At 71.2% G+C, this 16,600-nt stretch carries 15 protein-coding genes; 4 read left to right on the forward strand and 11 right to left on the reverse strand.

Annotated features, from left to right (window positions below; translation table 11 throughout):
- Window positions 1–534: 534 nt before the first annotated feature.
- Both P3T41_RS22865 and P3T41_RS22870 read left to right on the forward strand, forming a co-directional pair.
- Window positions 535–1,452 (forward strand): hypothetical protein, encoded by a 918-nt coding sequence (locus P3T41_RS22865; RefSeq protein WP_280691862.1) that lies wholly within the window; start codon window positions 535–537, stop codon window positions 1,450–1,452.
- A 244-nt stretch (window positions 1,453–1,696) separates the two neighbouring features.
- On the forward strand, window positions 1,697–2,053 hold the full coding sequence (locus P3T41_RS22870; RefSeq protein WP_280691863.1) for a hypothetical protein: 357 nt from the start codon (window positions 1,697–1,699) through the stop codon (window positions 2,051–2,053).
- Between the two features lie 76 nt (window positions 2,054–2,129).
- Here the strand turns inward: P3T41_RS22870 and P3T41_RS22875 are convergent, their stop codons facing one another.
- The 10 genes from P3T41_RS22875 to P3T41_RS22920 form a co-directional block, all read right to left on the reverse strand.
- Complete coding sequence (locus P3T41_RS22875) at window positions 2,130–2,804, reverse strand: hypothetical protein (protein WP_280691864.1); 675 nt, start codon at window positions 2,802–2,804, stop codon at window positions 2,130–2,132.
- 119 nt (window positions 2,805–2,923) lie between these two features.
- Window positions 2,924–3,877, reverse strand: coding sequence for a bifunctional lytic transglycosylase/C40 family peptidase (locus tag P3T41_RS22880; RefSeq protein WP_280691865.1), 954 nt, complete (start codon window positions 3,875–3,877; stop codon window positions 2,924–2,926).
- Between the two features lie 13 nt (window positions 3,878–3,890).
- A complete protein-coding gene (locus P3T41_RS22885) occupies window positions 3,891–4,862 on the reverse strand; it encodes a replication-relaxation family protein (protein WP_280691866.1) in 972 nt (323 codons plus the stop codon).
- Between the two features lie 8 nt (window positions 4,863–4,870).
- Entirely contained in the window at window positions 4,871–5,788 is a 918-nt protein-coding gene (locus tag P3T41_RS22890; protein WP_280691867.1) for a type IV secretory system conjugative DNA transfer family protein, read from the reverse strand.
- Entirely contained in the window at window positions 5,716–7,392 is a 1,677-nt protein-coding gene (locus P3T41_RS22895; protein WP_280691868.1) for a type IV secretory system conjugative DNA transfer family protein, read from the reverse strand. The genes P3T41_RS22890 and P3T41_RS22895 overlap by 73 nt, the downstream gene beginning before the upstream one ends.
- On the reverse strand, window positions 7,389–9,125 hold the full coding sequence (locus P3T41_RS22900; RefSeq protein WP_280691869.1) for a DUF87 domain-containing protein: 1,737 nt from the start codon (window positions 9,123–9,125) through the stop codon (window positions 7,389–7,391). Before P3T41_RS22900 ends, P3T41_RS22895 begins: the two co-directional genes overlap by 4 nt.
- Window positions 9,122–10,084: a PrgI family protein gene (locus tag P3T41_RS22905; RefSeq protein WP_280691870.1), complete on the reverse strand. Its 963-nt coding sequence runs from the start codon at window positions 10,082–10,084 to the stop codon at window positions 9,122–9,124. The genes P3T41_RS22900 and P3T41_RS22905 overlap by 4 nt, the downstream gene beginning before the upstream one ends.
- 6 nt (window positions 10,085–10,090) lie before the next feature.
- Window positions 10,091–11,470: a hypothetical protein gene (locus P3T41_RS22910; protein WP_280691871.1), complete on the reverse strand. Its 1,380-nt coding sequence runs from the start codon at window positions 11,468–11,470 to the stop codon at window positions 10,091–10,093.
- Window positions 11,471–11,952: 482 nt separating this feature from the next.
- A complete protein-coding gene (locus tag P3T41_RS22915; RefSeq protein ID WP_280691872.1) occupies window positions 11,953–12,315 on the reverse strand; it encodes a pilin in 363 nt (120 codons plus the stop codon).
- A 242-nt stretch (window positions 12,316–12,557) separates the two neighbouring features.
- On the reverse strand, window positions 12,558–13,346 hold the full coding sequence (locus tag P3T41_RS22920; protein WP_280691873.1) for a hypothetical protein: 789 nt from the start codon (window positions 13,344–13,346) through the stop codon (window positions 12,558–12,560).
- Between the two features lie 332 nt (window positions 13,347–13,678).
- Between P3T41_RS22920 and P3T41_RS22925 the strand changes: the two genes are divergently transcribed.
- Window positions 13,679–14,536, forward strand: coding sequence for a YwqG family protein (locus P3T41_RS22925; RefSeq protein ID WP_280691874.1), 858 nt, complete (start codon window positions 13,679–13,681; stop codon window positions 14,534–14,536).
- A gap of 113 nt (window positions 14,537–14,649) precedes the next feature.
- Here the strand turns inward: P3T41_RS22925 and P3T41_RS22930 are convergent, their stop codons facing one another.
- Window positions 14,650–14,943, reverse strand: coding sequence for a hypothetical protein (locus P3T41_RS22930; RefSeq protein WP_280691875.1), 294 nt, complete (start codon window positions 14,941–14,943; stop codon window positions 14,650–14,652).
- A 47-nt stretch (window positions 14,944–14,990) separates the two neighbouring features.
- Here P3T41_RS22930 and P3T41_RS22935 point away from each other — a divergent pair, with 47 nt between their 5' ends.
- On the forward strand, window positions 14,991–16,577 hold the full coding sequence (locus P3T41_RS22935) for a restriction endonuclease fold toxin-2 domain-containing protein (protein WP_280691876.1): 1,587 nt from the start codon (window positions 14,991–14,993) through the stop codon (window positions 16,575–16,577).
- Window positions 16,578–16,600: the final 23 nt, after the last annotated feature.

Genomic DNA, 16,600 nt, shown 5'->3' on the forward strand with positions numbered 1-16,600 from the left:
GGGTGCCGGATCTACTCGGGCAGCATGGTTCACGTTCCTCGCAGGCGGGTCCTGGTCGACGACCTTGCGTCGCTTCCTGCCGATGATCGCGACCGGTTGCTCCGAAAGGAAGCCGCGCTGATCGACTACCTTGACCGCCGAGGCGTTGGTCAGCAATGAGCCGAGCACCACGCCGAGCTGGCCCCGGGGAGCAGGAGTACCGGAGCGATAGGCCGTCAAAGATCTACTTCACGAGTCCTGCGAGCGTTCGCGATCGGCGACTTCAGCACGACCGAGGCGAACGGGCGCTGCTGCTGACCCCCGACAGTAGGACGACGTCGATGGCGCCCCGTGGCGGTTCGGCCTCCTTTTGGTTCTTCCGGACTGGCGGAGGGCGAGTGCCTTGTGGGGCTGAAGACGTGCCGGCGGACGAGGGTGATCAGCGGGCGTGGCACCGTGGGGACTGTCGTCACACCTTGGCCAACGACCACCCAGGATCAGGGCTGGTCGGATCCTGGGAGGTCTGCAGTCAGAGGGGTGTGTCAGAGTCTGCGCATGCTCGAGATCGCGGTGAAGACGGAGAACTGGAAGCGGCACGTCCGTGTGTCCGCCGAGGAGCTGGCTGGGTTGGTCCGGCGAATCGGTGGTGACGGTGACCGGTTCCTGGTGGTCCAGCGGATACCCGACCTGCCTGACGTGTTCGCCCAGGTCTGGCACAAGGCCGGTGGTGACTACACACTGGAGTACCGCGACGGTGCCGCTGACCGGCACTTCCAGGCGATGGCCGACGGGCCCGAGGTCGTGATTGCGGCGATTACCGGGTGGGCCCGCCAGGAGGCCGGTTGGGACGGTGGCCTGGCTTGGTCGCTGCTGGACATGGGCCCCGCCTGCGATGTGCCGCCGCTCGACCTCGACGAAGACGAGCGCGAGGAGTTGGAGAAGCGCGTCCGCGAGGTGCTGGTTGGCGGCTACGCCTCCCGCGCCGAACTGGCCGAGCTTGCTGAGGAGTACCTGGTCACCAAGGAACGCCGGCCCGTTTCGCGGGAGCAGGCGGAGGCGCTGGCCGACCGGTTGTGGCTGGAGCGGGTCGCGGAGCAAGCCGCATGGCAGGGCGAGACCGACCCCGAGCGGCTCACTCGCGCGTTCACCGCCCTGCAGGAGGTCGGTGTCACCGCCCGCGAGAACTTCACCTGTTGCCGTAGCTGCGGCCAGTCCGAGATTGGCGGTGAAGGCGGGCCCGATGCGCGCGGCTTCGTCTACTTCCACACCCAGTGCACGGATTCCGCCGCGGCCGGCCACGGACTGATGCTCCTTTACGGCGGCTTCGACGGCTCGTCCGAGACGACTGCAGCCGTCGGCCACGAGGTCGTGGCTGCCCTCGAAGCAGTGGGCCTCCACGCCGAGTGGGACCGTGACCCCGGCCGGGCCATCACCGTCGCTCCCCTGGACTGGCGCCGCCGCCTCGTGGGTTAGGGACCGGCGTTAAAGATCAGACCCACGAGGGGAGTGAGGCGAGGGTACGGGGTGTCCCTCGCCGGCGTTGCCGAGTATCCGGTCATGGTCGGCCCTGCTGTCTGACCCACGGGGTGGACTCCGGTGCCCGCTCTGGTCGCGCGAGGATCGGCACGACAGGGAAAGCCGAGGAGCCTGGGTGGTTGGTCAGACGGCAAGGATCGAAGTGCGCTGTAGTGCCTGCGCGGGCACTATGGTGCGCCAGGTGAATCAGTTCATCCAGAGTGACGAGCTGTGGTGGGACTCCGAGATCTCGTGTGCGACCTGCGGCCTGGCCGGGTGCGAGAACGCCGGTCCTGGGAGGCCGCCCGAGGATGTCCGGAACGCTCTGCTCGCGGCTCACGGGGCTGCGCGGCTGCGGGTGGCTGGACCGATGCCGAGCCTGCTCTCTGCCCTGAAAGTCCTTCGGGAAGTCTTCGGAGCATCGTTGCGTGAGGCCCGCGAGCAGGCCGACGAGCTGAGACGCGAGGGCCTGGTCGGGACACGGGCGGAGATGGAGTTCCTGGCGGTTCGCCTACGCAGGCGGGGAGTTCCTGTTGGCGTCGAGGCCTGCACGAACTGATCCAGGACAGCCTCAGCTCCTCAATGTCACTGGAGCGTGATGACGGATTTTGAGCTGCGCACCTCCCGCTCCGTTTTCAGGGCAGGCCGCTGAGGTCGTCGTCCATGGTGTTCCAGAGTTTGCGGACGAAGGTGGGGCTGCGGTGGGCCCAGCGGGCCGTCTCACGTTGGCTCAGGCCGTCGAGCCGGCCTTGGAGGATCCGTGATCGCGCCTCTTCGGCGTCGGCTGGCGGGTCGGTTTCGGGGGTGCGCACCTCGGGGATGAGGTGCGCACCCCGGTCATCTGGGGTGGTGCTTGATGCGCTCATGGGGTGTGCACCTTGGCGGAGGTTGACCAGTTGGAGTTGCCAGGCGGGGCCGGCTTCGCCGAGGACGAGGAGGAGGGCGGGGGCGATCAGGTGGACGACGATGCCCACGGGGTCGTGGTGGAGGGCGGCGTCTCCGATGTTCACGAAGACCGAGAAGGCACCGGTCAGCAGGCGGAAGGCGGCGGGCCAGTGGCCGCTTCTGACGCCGTATCGGGCGAGGGTGGCGTCGGTTTGGAGGGACATGACGAAGGCGACGTCGATGCTGGTGGCGAGGATCCAGCCGGACCAGTGCCAGGGGGAGTGCGCACCGATGAACTGAGTGCCCGTCATGGCAGAGAAGGTGCACACCGCGATGATGAGGATCCAGGTGCCGGCGCTGAGCACGAGCCCGGTGCGGCGGATCTCGGCAGGCGTCGGGGGCGAGATCGGGTGCGTGTCGCTCACGGTCGTGCTGCTCCTGGGGGTGTTCGGTTCGGTGGGTGCGCACGTCTCGGCTGCGGGTGTGCGCGCACCTACCCGTTTGGCGGTGTCCGCCCGGTGGTTGGGTGCGCTTCTTGGTGTGCTCAGGGGGCTGGTCGGGTGGCGCCGACGTAGTGGTCGCCGGGATGGCGGTAGGGCTCGGTGCGGACGGTGGTTCCTGTGTGGGCGGCGTCGATCATCTGTCCGGCGCCGACGTAGAGGCCGACGTGGGTGATGTTGGCAAGGGAGGTGCCGTAGAAGACGAGGTCGCCGGGCAGGAGCGGGGCGGTGTCGGGGACCTTGGGGGTGGCGTCGTACTGGTCTTGGGCGACGCGGGGGAGGGTGATGCCGGTTGCTGCGTAGGCGGCTTGGGTGAGGCCGGAGCAGTCGTAGCCGTGGCCGGGTTCGCCGGTGCCGCCCCACTCGTAGGGGGTGCCGGTCTTTGAGCGGGCGAAGGCGATGGCGGTCGCGGTGGCCTGGTTGGGCGGTGGGGCGGGGGTGGTCTGCTGGTCGGCTGCTTGTGCGTACTGGTGGGCCTGGGCGAGAACTTGGGTGACGTACCAGTCGGCGTGGTTGTAGGCGTAGATCGCGGCGTGCAGGTCGCGGGCGTCGCGTGCACCGTTGTCGCAGAGGAGGCGTGCGGCGGCGTAGACGGCGTCGGCGGGATCCCACGGGGTGGGCGGGTTGGCGCCGCCGGGTGGGACGGGTTGGGCGTACTGGTCGAAGGTGTCGGGAAGGAACTGCATCGGCCCGACGGCTCCGGCGGTGGAGACCATGGTGGGGGCGCGGCCATGGTCGGTCTCGACTTTTCCGATCGCGGCGAGAATCGTCCACGGCAGTCCAGGGCAAGTGGGAGCGGCTTGCTGGTAGAGCGTCAGCATCCGCGGCGGGATGTCGGCACGCGCGGTAGCACTGGTCCCGGCGGTGCCGGTGAAGGGGTCGAAGAGGCCGCCGGTGGTGGCCGAGACCACGGCGGTGGCCGCGGCGATGAGGACGAAGGCGGCGGCGAGGCAGCCTGCGGCGGCCGCGGTGCCTGCCCGGGCCGCTGCGGACTCCACGAGTGCTGGTGGCTCAGGCTCGTGGCCGGGCGGGGTGACCGGGGGCGAGCGGGTTCGGCGCGGGAACGGCGGCTCGGTTGGCGGCCCGGAGCAGGCCGGTCGTCGGTGGGGCTGTCGCGGGGCGCCGGTCGGTGGGCCAGCCGTCGGGGAGGTCGGCGAGCGGCAGCCGACGGTTTGCAGCCCCGAGTGGCAGCCAGACGGGTCCGGCGGGGGAGAGGGGCTGGTCGCGGGTGTGGGTGGCGACGGCGAGGTGGTCGAGGGCGCGGTGGGCGGCCAGGCGCTGGTGGAGGTTCACTTCGCGGCGCTGGCTGTGGAGGCTGAACAGGACGAGTGGGCGGCTTCGGGTGGCGAGGGCGAGTTCGGCGTAGTCGTCGAGCTTGGCTGCCAGCCTCGTCAGCGACTCGGTGCCGGTGTCGTGTTCGAGGAAGAACGCGATGCTCCCGGCGCGGGTGGTGCTGGTCGCGTAGGCGTCGGGCTGGGCGAGGTCGCCCCACTGTTCGCGGCAGCGTTGCTCGGACCACCAGGCGCTCAAGTACGAGGCGGAGGTGGAGTCGTGGGCGAGGGTAGTGAAGAAGGTGGCGACGCCGAGGTTATGGGTGAGGGTGGGGGAGAAGGCGATGCGGGTGGGGGCGTCGGACTGCCAGCCGAGGGCGGCGGGGGTGGTGGCGAGGCGGGCGGCGAGCAGCGCGGCGCCGGAGCGGCCGAGGGTGAAGTGCGTGGGGGCCGAGCCGACCGGGAGTTGGGGGCGGAAGGTGGTGAGGAGGTCGAGGTCGGTGAGGGCGGCCAGACGGCGGTTGGCCGAGCGGCGGGAGGTGTAGGCGAGGTCGGCGATGTGATGGGACGTCAGTACGTGGTGTTCGAGCAGCATCTCCAGCAGCCACAGGTCGCGCTCGGTCAGTCGGGAGGCGAGGGTGTGCAGCGGCGGCTGGCGGCGCGCCGTGGAGGCGGTTCGGACGCGGGGTTCGGCGGTCGTGGTGAGGCGCATGGGCAGGCTCACTTTCGGGTGACGGGGCCGTAGGTGGCGCGGGATGAGCGGCGAACTTCGCCGGCGCGTCCGGGGATGGGCGCGGGCAGGGGCGTGGTGCGCAGGGTGAAGGCGGGGGCGTCGGCGGCGTGGGTGACCAGGCGGGCGGCGGCTTGGTAGGCGCCGAGGTGTGCGAGGTCGTGGGCGGTGAGGTTGGGGCGCATGTGGCGTTCGAGGTCGCGGGCGTCGTCGGGGGAGGCGTTGAAGACGATCTTGGATCGGGCGTTGGCGGAGATGCCTTCGCGCAGGTCGTGGGGGAGCTGGGCGAGGTTCTGGTGGGCGAGGACGAGGCCGAGCCGGTAGCCGCGGGCTTCGGCGAGGATGTCCTCCAGGGGGTAGGGGAGGCTGAGGAAGTTGTGGGCCTCGTCCAGGTACATCGCGGCGTCGCGTCGGGCGCCTTCGCGTTGGCCGGCCCGTTGGGTGGCGGCCTGCCAGGTCTTTGCGACGACGAAGGAGCCGAGCAGTCGGGCGGTGTCCTCGCCGAGCACGCCCTTGGGGAGCCGGACGAGCGCGAGGCCGCCGTCCAGGACCGTGCTGAGGTCGACGGTGGAGGGGCCGGCAGCGATGGTGTGCTGGACGAAGGGGCGGAGCAGGAACGCGCGGAGCTTGTTCATCAGCGGGGCTGTGACGGCGGCGCGGGCGGGTTCGGAGAGCTGGTCGTACCAGGCCCAGAAGCCGCGCAGCACCTTGTCGTCGACGCCGCGGCTGACCCGGCGGCGGTAGAGGGGGTCGGTGAGCAGGGGCGGGAGGTCGGCGAGTGTGACCGTGCTTCGGGTGGCGGTGGAGGTCATGAGGGTGAGGCAGGCGGCGCGCATCACGTCGTCGGTGCGCGGTCCCCAGAAGGCGGCGAAGATCCGGCGGAAGATCCCGGCCAGATTGTCGACCACGACGTCGGCATCCGGTCCTTCCAGGACGTTGAGGTGAGGCAGGCGGCGCGCATCACGTCGTCGGTGCGCGGTCCCCAGAAGGCGGCGAAGATCCGGCGGAAGATCCCGGCCAGATTGTCGACCACGACGTCGGCATCCGGTCCTTCCAGGACGTTGAGTCGGGGTGGCAGGGCGTGGTCGTCTGGGTCGATCAGGACGGTTCGTCCGAGTGCGGATTCCGGTAGGCGGGTGAGGAGTTCGTGGATGAGGTCGCCTTTGGGGTCGATCACCACGGTGCCGCGTCCGGCGCGGGCGTCGTCGAGGATCATGGTCGCCATCAGGGTGGACTTGCCGGATCCGGTGGCGCCGACGATGTGCAGGTGGTGCCGGGCGTCGGCGATTGCGAGGCCGATGGGCCGGGCGGGGCCGGTGTCGGCGGTGCCGAGCGGTTTGACGGACGGGCCGGGCAAGGGGATCGCGGGGACCGGTGGGACGGAGCGGGCTCCGGCTCGCTGGACTCCGGGGGCGGCAGGGTCGGTGGGCAGGTGCGCGAGTGCGGCCAGCTCGGGCACCGACAGGAGGTCTCCATGGCGCGGGAAGTGACGAGCCGTCATAGTCTCGGCGGGGTGGCGCAGTCGGTGGCGGGCGTACCAGTTCCGCCCGGAGTACACCGCGAAGGCCGAGGCCACGGCATGGGCTCGACTTCGGCCGCGAGCCCGGGCCGCCGCGACCGCCGCTTCACCGGTCCCCTCCGTCGGGATGGTGACGCTGTACCGGATAGCGGCTTCCCACTGCGGTCCGGCCGCTTTCGCGAGGGCGGCCCGAAGCTCGCTGCTCTGCTCGGGATCCCGGCCGGCGGGCGTCGCGCGTGAGGGTTGATGGGTGAGCAGGTCGAAGAGGTGGGCGGGTCGGCCTGGACCGCTGGCGCCGCTGCTGGTGCCGAGCTGTCGGAGCTGGTGCTTGGCGCGGCGGATCCGGGCACCCGTGGCCGGGCGGGCGAGGACGCTCACCGTGACTTCGTCGCCGGCTGCCAGGCCGAGCCCGGCGCCGAGGAGCGCTCGCAGCGGGTCGGCGCCATGCTCGGTCTTGAGCGGGAGGATCTCGGGGCGGGCGAGGCGCAACGTGCCGCCGGTGACGAACGGGTGGTCCTTGCCGAGCTCAGGGGCTGGCCGTTCGAGTTTGGTGTGGGTGCCGGGCCAGGCCGATTCGACGGCCCGCCGCAGCAAGGAGGACGGGATCACGCCTGGTGCCCACAGGCGGATGGTCAGGCCGGCGGAGGTGAAGCGGTACTCGAACGCGATGTGTGGCTGGCCACCGGCCAGGCGCTGCCACCAGGGACGGAGCAGGCCGACGAGATGCCCCCACAGGACCTCCGCCGCGCGCGGCTCGACGGTGGGCGGGGCCAGGATCACCAGGGTGGTCCCCTCGGCCGTGAGGCGACGCTGACGGGAGCGGTGGACCCACCACCGCACGCTCCACCGCAGCGTGGCGCCTCCGACCAGCATGGTGCCGAGGGCCGGCCAGTTCCGCACCGCGAGGGACCAGAGCAGCTGCGCGCTCTGGCTCCACCAGCCTCCGGGGTTGATCAGGAACGGGGCGGCGGGCCCGCCGGGTGCCGGGCTCACCGCGCCTCCTCGGCGGGGTTGGTGGTGGCGAGCCGGTGCTCGGCGGGTGAGGCGACGCTGCTGAACGCGGCTCGTTGCCCGGGCCCGGCGCAGAGCAGGGCCTGGCCCGCCGGCGCGGCGAGCAGATAAGCGGCCTCGCCGGCGGACAGGCGGAACGCGTCGGCGACGGCGTCGATGGCCTGCGGTGCTTGGCGGAGCAGGATCTGGGTGGCCGCGTTCGCGACGACGGCCTTGCCGAGGTCGGTGGCCAGCAGGTCGGCGGTGTCCTGGGTGATCACGGACAGCCCGGCCCAGTGCTTGCGGGAGGCCTTGGCCATGCGGTTAAGGAAGCGCGCGCCCTGCTCCTCGCGCATCAGCAGCCACGCAACGTCGATGACGACCAGCCGAGGCCGACGCTCGCGCGGGTTGGTGACGGTACGCCAGGCAGCGTCGAGGGTGAGCATGGTGGCGGTGGCCTTCAGCTCCTCGGGCACCTCGCGCAGCGAGTAGACCGTCAGATGACTTCGCGTCGGGTGGGTCGTTGCTCCGTCGAAGAGCTGCCGGTGGCTGCCGGTCGTGTACGGAGCCAGCCGCTGTGCCAAGCGGTGTGCCGCGGGATCGGCGGCCTCGGTGAGCGCCTGCGCGAGGTCGGCCAGCAGCGGGGCCGGCCGGGCGTGGGTGCGGGGGTCGGAGGTGATGCCGGCGGCGCGGTAGGCGGTGAGGATCGCCGTGTCCAGCAGCGCCTTGTCGGATGCGTCGAGGGTGCCGCCGAGCAGGACGGCCAGGAAGCTGTGTAGGAACAGGGCCCGGCGCGTCAACCCGTCTGGGGCGTCGTCCTCCTCGGTGAGGTCGAGCGGGTTGATCCGCACCCCGTCGGCCCCGAGGCGTACGGTAGTGCCGCCCACAGCCTCGGCGAGTCGGGTGTACTCGTCCTCCGGGTCGATCACGAAGATCTGCACGCCCCGGTAGAGGAGGCGGAGCGCCTCGAGCTTCGCGAGGTAGGACTTCCCGGCTCCGGAGCGGGCCAGGGTGACCGAGTTGTGGTTGTCCTGAGCGAAGCGGTCCCACAGCACCAGACCGGAGGCCGAGGTGTTCAGGCCGAGCAGCACCGGCCCCACGGCCGACGACGAACGCGAGTCGGTGGCGGGAAGATCGGGTGAGGTGAAAGGGAAGCAGGCGGCGAGCGCTGCGGTGTCGAAGGTTCGCTTCGCGCCGAGCTGGTCGATGCCGAGCGGCAGGCAGCTGGTCCAGCCCTGCAACGCCCGCCACGTCGCGACCTCGCAGCGAAGCAGCATCGACTCGGCGATCGCCCGCACCGCCGACAACTCCTCGGCCAGCTGCGCGCGATCGGCGGCGTAGACGGTCAGGTAGAGCCCGAGGCGGAACAGCTTGCCCTCACCCCGTGCCACGCGCCAGGCGAGCTCGGCGGCGTCTTGAGCTGCGGCTTCGGTCTCCGGGTCCTCCAACTGCCCGCGCCCCGCGCCGCTGCGCCGGGTCGCCTCCAGGCGGGCGCGCTGCTTGCGCAGTCGGTCGGCCGCGATTCCGGCGGGCACTGGGTCGATGTGGAGGCTGACGTCGAGGCGGCCCGGGTAGGTCAGGAGCGGTTCCAGCCAGCCCGGGCCGACCTCGGCCGGGTAGCCGGTGACGAGGAGTGTGGTGGCGAGCAGATCGCCGACGGCCAGCACCCGCGCTTCGATCTGGACACTGTCCGGGCCCAGACCAACGAGAGCGGGTACCGTCTGGGGGAGCTTCACTGGACATCTCCCTGGTCGGAGAAGGTGACCGGCGTGTTCGGCAGCGCCGGATCGGGGTGCAGGGGTGCGTCCGGCGTGGTCGCGGCGGCCAGCTGAGCGAAGGCATCGCCGCCGGACAGCGTCCGCAGCGGGACCTCGGCCGCCGCGAGCAACCCGGCCGCCTCCTCAGCCCTGCGCAGCGCGTGCATCCCGGCCGCGCGATCTGTGCCGGTCTCGCGATGCGCCACCAGCACCTGACGCGACAACAGCTCCTGCTCAGCGGCCAGGCCTGCGAGGAAGGCGGCGTGCTCCCGGCACGCCACCTCCAGCCACGGGTGTGGCAGCGCGGCCGCCGCCTGCTCCAACTCTGCGACGGCAGGGCCGATCTCCAGCCGCTGCGTGCGCACCAGGATCTGCACCGGACCGGTCAGGGCGTTCAGCCAGCGCGCGAAGGCGGCGACGAGCGCCCGCTGCTCGCCCCCGGTCCGCAGACCGAAGTTGACGGTCCCCGCCCGGCTGAGCACGACCCGCCCGCCCCCGGCCACCTCCAACACCCCATCTGGTCTGACGTCCGCGATCGGCAGCCGCAGCTCGGCCAGGGGCGGCGCCGGCTGCGCCTGCTGAACGGCGGCCTGCCAGGGCAGCATTTCGTCGCTGGTGGCAGCGGCGGGGATGAGTCGTCGCGGGGAGCGGTGGTGGTGCCAGGCGGCCAGCAGCCAGCGGTCGAGCGGCAGACCTTCGCGGCGGGTGAGGACCGCGAGACCGGCCGCAGTGGCGAGCGGGACAGCGGCCGCCAGGTAGAACAGGGGCGGGATGAACCGCTTCGTCGCCTGGTAGCCGAGCCACAACACGACTACCACAGCGCCAAGTTGCACAGTCTGACGTGCCGACAGCGGCCCGAGGACAGCGTCCTCTCGTTCTACCTCGGCGGGGATCTTGACGGGCGGCGGCCAGCCGTCGTCGTGGGAGTACGGGCTCACGGTCGTTCAACTCCTCTTGCGGCGGCCGTCGTCGCCGTCGTCGTCCAAGGGCGGGCGCAGCGGCGCCGGGCGGGGGATCGGGGGCGGGAGGTTGGCGCGAGCGGGGCGCAGATTGGTGGCGGCCGCGGGCCGCACGGCGGGCGGCGGTGGGACGGTGCGGCCGGTACCAGTGCCGGGTTTGGGCGATTGGGAGCTGGGGTTGCCGGGGTTCGGCTGTGGCCCGGTAGGCCCGGAGCGGCTGCCCGGCGTGGTGGCACTGCCGGACGGTAGTGCGGAGCCGGGCGGTGGATTCGGCGTGGTCATCTGGTTGCTGGGAGCGTTCCGGCGGGGCTGCCCCCACTGGTATGACGGCGCTGCGCCAGCGCTCGGGCCGGCACTGGGGCCACTGCCGCCGGCGGTCCCGGGACTACCGCTGGCGGGCGGAGTGCCACCGGGGCGCGGACCGCCACGGCCCGGCCCGGGACGGCCTGCGCCGGGGCCGCCTCCGGGACCACCGGGCCCCCCGGGGCCGGGGCCGCCTCCACGAGGAGCACCGCTCGGGCCGCCGGTCGCCGCGCCGCCGGTAGTGGACGCTGCCCGGGCTGCTCCTCGCGCCGCGTGGAACCGGCCGGCCAGCCGAGCGCCGAAGGCGTACGGTCCCAGCGGCATGCCGAGCGCGGCACCGATCGCGATCTTTCGCAGGATTCGAATCCCCGGCATCCTCGGCCCTGCCATGCTGCCGGTGATGGTGCGGGCGGGGGTGGTGACGATGCGTCGGATCCAGGACGGGATCTTGATCAGCAGGTAGAGAGTGCAGCAGATCAGCATCAGGTTGATCAGCGGCCTGGCGCTCACGTTGGGGACGAGGCCGTAGTTGTCCGGGTCGAGGAGTGCCTTGACACAGACGAGGAACGTGACGGCCTGGGCGATCTCGGTTCCCAAGCAGCCGAGGTAGGCGCGCCACCACAGCCGGGCGATGCCGTCACTGACCGGGTGGGCGTGGCAGGCGAGCATCAGCGGCGACGCGACGGTGAGAACGATGATCGCCGCCGTGCGCACCAGCACGGTGACCACCAGTACGGCGGCCAGGGTGAGCGCGACGAGCTGGAACACCAGCATGTACGGCGCGGCAGTGCCCGAGAGATTGGCGAGGAACAGCCCGATCATGGTCCCGGCGACATCGTTCGCGCTGACCCCGTCGCCCAGGATCGCCGCGGTGATCGCGTTGGCGATCATGGACATGGTGCCGCACAGCGTCAGCGAGAGGTTCGAGGCGGCGATCCCCAGCACCAGACGGGGCAGCAGATCGCCGACTCCCCAGCGCTGCTGGACACTCCCGTGGGTCATGACGGTCAGACCGGCGGCCAGGACGAAGAACCCGTAGCCGGCCAGTGCGATCAAACGCATGGCCTCCCACAACTCCCGCACCCGCGTGAACGCCGCAGCGTCGGGGGTGGCGAGCAGGGCCGGGACCAGGGCGTTGAAGATCGGGTCGACGACGGGCTTGATGAGGTCGCCCAGCCAACCTGTGATCGCCTCACGGACCTGCCCGGGAATGTCCCACCATGACGCGGAGCCCCCGTCGCCTGATCCAGTGTCAGGAACTGGTGAAGGTGCAGGTCCTGGCGACGCGGTCGGAGTCGGTGTGGGCCGTGGCGTCTCGCCGACCGATGGCGAAGGCGTCAGACCGGGCGACGGCTCCTGCGCGCTCGGCGGCGGCCCGGGATCCGCCCGAGGCGGCGCCGACACCGGCGCCGCCGGACTCGCGCCAGGCGCGGGCTGCGGCCAGCCCGGGTCGGCGTGGGCGGCCTGCTGCGAGCAGAGCAGGACGACGGTGAGCATCACCAGCACGACCCACACCAGCCGCCGCGAACAGCGCTGACATGGCGTCATTTGCTACCGACCAGGCCCTTGAGCACGTCCAGAATCACCGGGGCGAGGATCGCCAGCATGTAACCGATCCCGGCGGACTTGACCGCGCCCTTCGCCTTCATCACCTCGCCCGGGTCACCCCCGGCCAGCAGGTAGCGCAGCCCCCCGATGGTCAGGAAGGTCGTGGCCACCGTGGCGACGATCCCGGTGATCCACAGCGTGATGTTCCCGAAGACCTGGTCGATCGTCGCCGGACCGGCCACCACCACCGTCATCGCGAACGCGTCGCCTGCCTCCGCGAGCGTCAGGAACACCGTGCTGGAGACGACCACCACGGACCACGGTGGCCGACGAGGCTGCAGCAGACGGGCAGAGCGCATGGACAACTCCCAAGGAAGAGGAGGGGCCGTACCGGGCTGGGCTCGGTCGACGGGGGAGAGGGGGCGCGGGTGGTCGGGCGCTCGGCCGGGGGCTCCATCGGGCCGCACCTCCCCTCGCGGGTCGGGCGGCGGGCAGCGGGTGTCAACGTCCGCGGCGAGGCCCCTCGATGCCAAGCGCCGGCCCCACCGCAGTGGGGCCGCACTCCCTTCTCACCCAGTCAAAACACTCTGATCAGCGCTTTCTAACGCTCGCTCATCAGATCGACCGTCGTCGTGCAGTCCAGCCGCCCCTCCCGAAGCGCCGCGACGAGCTTCACCTCGGCCCGCCGACGCCGCATCCCAACCGACTCCGGCGAGCACCCCGACCGCTCGGCCAACACCCGCACCGGCACCCCCTCCAGCCGGGTCACCGCGATCAGGTCAGCCGCCCGCTGCGACAGGACACCCTCGGCAACCGCCAACCCCAGCACCGTCTCCGGGTTCAGCACCGCACCTTCCTGCCGCTCCCCGTCCCGCAGCCCGCTCGTGCGGCGCCCGTGCTCCGTCTCCCGGTCACGGAACGTCCGCGCCGCCCGATCGGCGGCCCAACACAGGCTCGACGGGATCCGCCCGGGCTCCGCCATCACCTCCGTCCGCTCCCGCACCGTCACCAGCGCGTCCCAGAACCCGGCCAGCATCACCTGCTGCACCTCCACCGCCAGCTCCGGCACCTCCCGCCGCAACCGAGCGGCGATCCGCCACAGCCCCGGCAGCGCCATCGCGCACGTCGCGACCCGCCAGTCCTCACCGGTCTGCCCACCGGCTCGGGTCAGCCGCAGCAGCCGCACCCAGATCGCCCCGCGCGCCGCGAACCCGACCGTCGGGTGCAGCAGCAGCGCCCGCAACGACGCCATGTCCAGCCAGCCGTCCGGCAGCGCGGCATCGAGGTCGGCCACGTACAGGGTCAGCGGCACGCGCCGCTCGACGAGCCTGCGCATCTCCTGCTCCACGAGCTGAAGCGGCTCCACCGGCTTGCCAGAAGTCGTACGCATGTCCACGGCTGTGCTCCTTCGATCCGAGGTCATCGGCGGTGATCGCCGAGTGGATCGAGTGCGCCAAGGGCCTCGGAGTCGCCCCGGAGACGATCTTGGGACGGGGCGGAGCAGCCGCGGAGCCACCCTGGGGACGGCACGGAGGTGGGGTGGAGGCAGCCCGCCTCCACCCCACCTCCATCACGCCGCTGACCTGCGTAAAAACCCGCCTCCGGGGCGATGCGGCGACCTCGCCCCGGGCCCGGAAAACTCGTCGAAGAAATTCTTCGGAGCCTCTTGAAGAAGGCTCCTGACGGCGGCTCACTGTCAGAGGTGGCCGCCATCATCGACGCATGACCTCGTGGAACGCCGAACTGTCCGCCCTCGCCCACCAGCACCTGCCGGCGGACATCGCGGAGAAATGGACCAGCCTGCTCCGGCCATGCGCACGTCTCGCGGCCGGAGCCGACGGGAGGTCAGCCGGCCGGCTCGGCGGTGCCCCCGAGCTGCCGCACGGAACTGAGTGGCCCGTCTGGGAGGGGCACGGGCCACTGTCCTTCGTGGCCTCCGTCGACTGCGCCGCGCTGCCGACGGGCGAGCTCGACATGCCGCTCCCGCAGGACGGCACGCTGCTGTTCTTCTACTTCGACGGCCAACTGGACGACGGCGACGCCCTGGTCCTGGCCGATGACCGGGACAGCTGGGACGGCGCCCGGGTGCTCTACGTGCCCGCCGAAACGGAGACCCTCGAGCACCCCACCCCCGAAGGCCTGACGGCCTATCCGGAGGTCCGGCTCACCGCGCAGGCGACCGCCTCCGACCTCGGCCCGTGGCACCCCGACACCCAGAGCGCTCTCGGCAGTGGCCCCGGCTGGGATCCGCGCGACCACCCGATCTGCTCCGAGCCCTTCGTTGAAGCCGTCGGCAAGACCTGGCACGGCCCGAGCCACCGCATCGGCGGCCACCCGATGTCCGTCCAGAACCCGGTCGAGTACGAGGTCGCCCACGCCCTCCTCGGCGGTCAAGCGGCATGGGATTCCCCGGAGCTGACGAGCGAGGCCCAGAACTGGGTGCTGCTCGCGCAGATCGACAGCGATGATGACGCCGACATGATGTGGGGAGACGTGGGCTCCCTCTACTGGCTGATCCGCCGAGAGGACCTGGCCGCGAAGCGGTTCGACAAGGCGGTCTTCACCTGGCAGTGCTGCTGAGCGAGACCCGTCGGTTCAGCCGAGGGCTTCGCACATGGCGTGGGAGATGTGGGCGTTCAGGCGGTCCCAGACAAGCACGGTCGGTGCCTTGACCAGGTGGTGGACGCCGTCAATCAGTGCGATGAAGTCGCGCCCGCCACGCTGCGGTGCTTGCCTCTGCCCGCGGGGTGCGTGAGCAGGCGGTGGCACAGCCGGGTGAGGGAGCCTGGCCGCATGGCGATCAGCCCGGCCACCGACAGACGTCCCGAGCGGCGGCCGCTGACCGTCACGACCGGGGTGCGGCTTCGCCGGCCCCAGGTGCGTCCTTTGGGCGGATGGCGGGTGAAGCCTGCCTCGTCCTCGAAGCAGATGCAGCCCCGCAGGCCGCCCCCGCTCTTCTCGGTGACCAGGCCATCGCGTACTGCCACAGTAGTGTTACGGTCAGAAAATCAGACATACCAAGGGGGGACAGCTGATGGGACTGAACGCCGTCCAAGGAGGCGGCTTCCAGGTAGACCCGGGGACCGTATTCCAAGCCTCAGTCCAATTCCTCGACACCAAGGGCTACGTCTTCAACATAACTTCTGGCGTCGCAGGCGACCTCGCCGCGACCGCCGGCATGGCAGGAGACGACAGCACCGCCCACTCCTTCGCCTCCAAGTACGAACCGGCCGCCACGGCCATTGTGAACGCGATCGACAAGGCCGGGCAGGGCATGGCCGCGATCTCCAGCCGCTTGCTGACCATGGCCAGCAACTACCTCGCCGTCGAGGACTCCATCGCCGCGGCGCTCACCGGAAATATCAATACTCAGTCCGGGCTGCAGCAGTCCTCGGACCAGTGCGAGCCAACCAACGCCGCCGCCACACTGCCGATGGTCACCGGCTCCAAGCAGGTCCACGAGATTCCCGTCATCGGAAAGTTCTGGCCCCAGGGCGACCCGGACAAGCTGCGGCACGCCGCCGGAGTGTGGGCGAACTGCGCCTCGCTGATCGACGACGCGCAAACCAACGCCGGCCGCCACGCGAGCACCGTGGTGGAGGAGTGTTCCGGAGCGGCGTTCGACGCGTTCCAGGCGTACGCGGCCACGATCTACACCGCGCACCCGCACGGCGGTACAACGGTCGCCAACTCGCTGCCGCTGATGGAGAACCTGTCAGCCGCGTGCCGGACCATGCACGACACCTGCCAGCAGTACGCGGACGCCATCGACAACTGCCGCGACACACTGATCGGCCTGGCGACGGCTGCCGGCGTCATCACCACCGCCGGGGTCCTGCTGACCGTCTTCACCCTGGGCGGCTCTGACGCTGCCGCGGCCGCAGCGGACGCGGGCCTGGCCGCCGATGCGGCAGCCGCCGCTGACGCACTGGCGACAGCCGAAGCCGACGCCGCCGCAGCCACCGCGGTTGCCGAAGCGGAAGCCGTGGTCTCGCAGTTGGCGGCGAAGCTGGCGGTGACCGCCGGCCTTGCCACCGCAGCCGCCGCCACCTCGACGGTCACCGTCGACGCGGCCACACCGACGAACCTGGCGGCCGTGACACCGCCCGTGACGCCGAGCGGGAACCTGATCTCGGCTCCGGTCGCCCCACCCGTTCCGCCTCCGTACCCGCTGTACACCCCGAGCCAGCAAGCGGCGGCTGCCGCCTGGGCGGCTGGGCTGCCCGACCGGGGCGCGAACTATGGCACCGCTGCCGACCGCGCCTACCAGGTCCGGGTGGCAGGCAGCCCCGAGCGGCAGGTGCCCGGCGCCAACGGCGAGACCGTGTGGGCGGACGGCTACCGGCCGGCCGACGGGGCTTTGATCGACGCGAAGAACGTGCGCAAGATGGGCTGCAGTCCGCGGACCCTCCAGGGCCTCCAGGAAGACAACTTCATGAGCAACATCTTTCTGGGCAAGGACTCTGACGAGTTTTCCCGCTACCAGGCCGCCATCGACAACCCGGCTAACCACGCCCAGTACCTGGAAGTCGACACCCCAGACCCAGCAACGGTCGGATACTGGCAGTACATCCTCGCGGCGCAGCATGTCACCAAGAGCAACGTTCGTGTCGTCCCCTGACCCGACTTAGCCAGACCAAGGAG

It is taken from the genome of Kitasatospora sp. GAS204B, assembly GCF_029892155.1.
In the GTDB taxonomy this organism is placed as follows: domain Bacteria; phylum Actinomycetota; class Actinomycetes; order Streptomycetales; family Streptomycetaceae; genus Kitasatospora.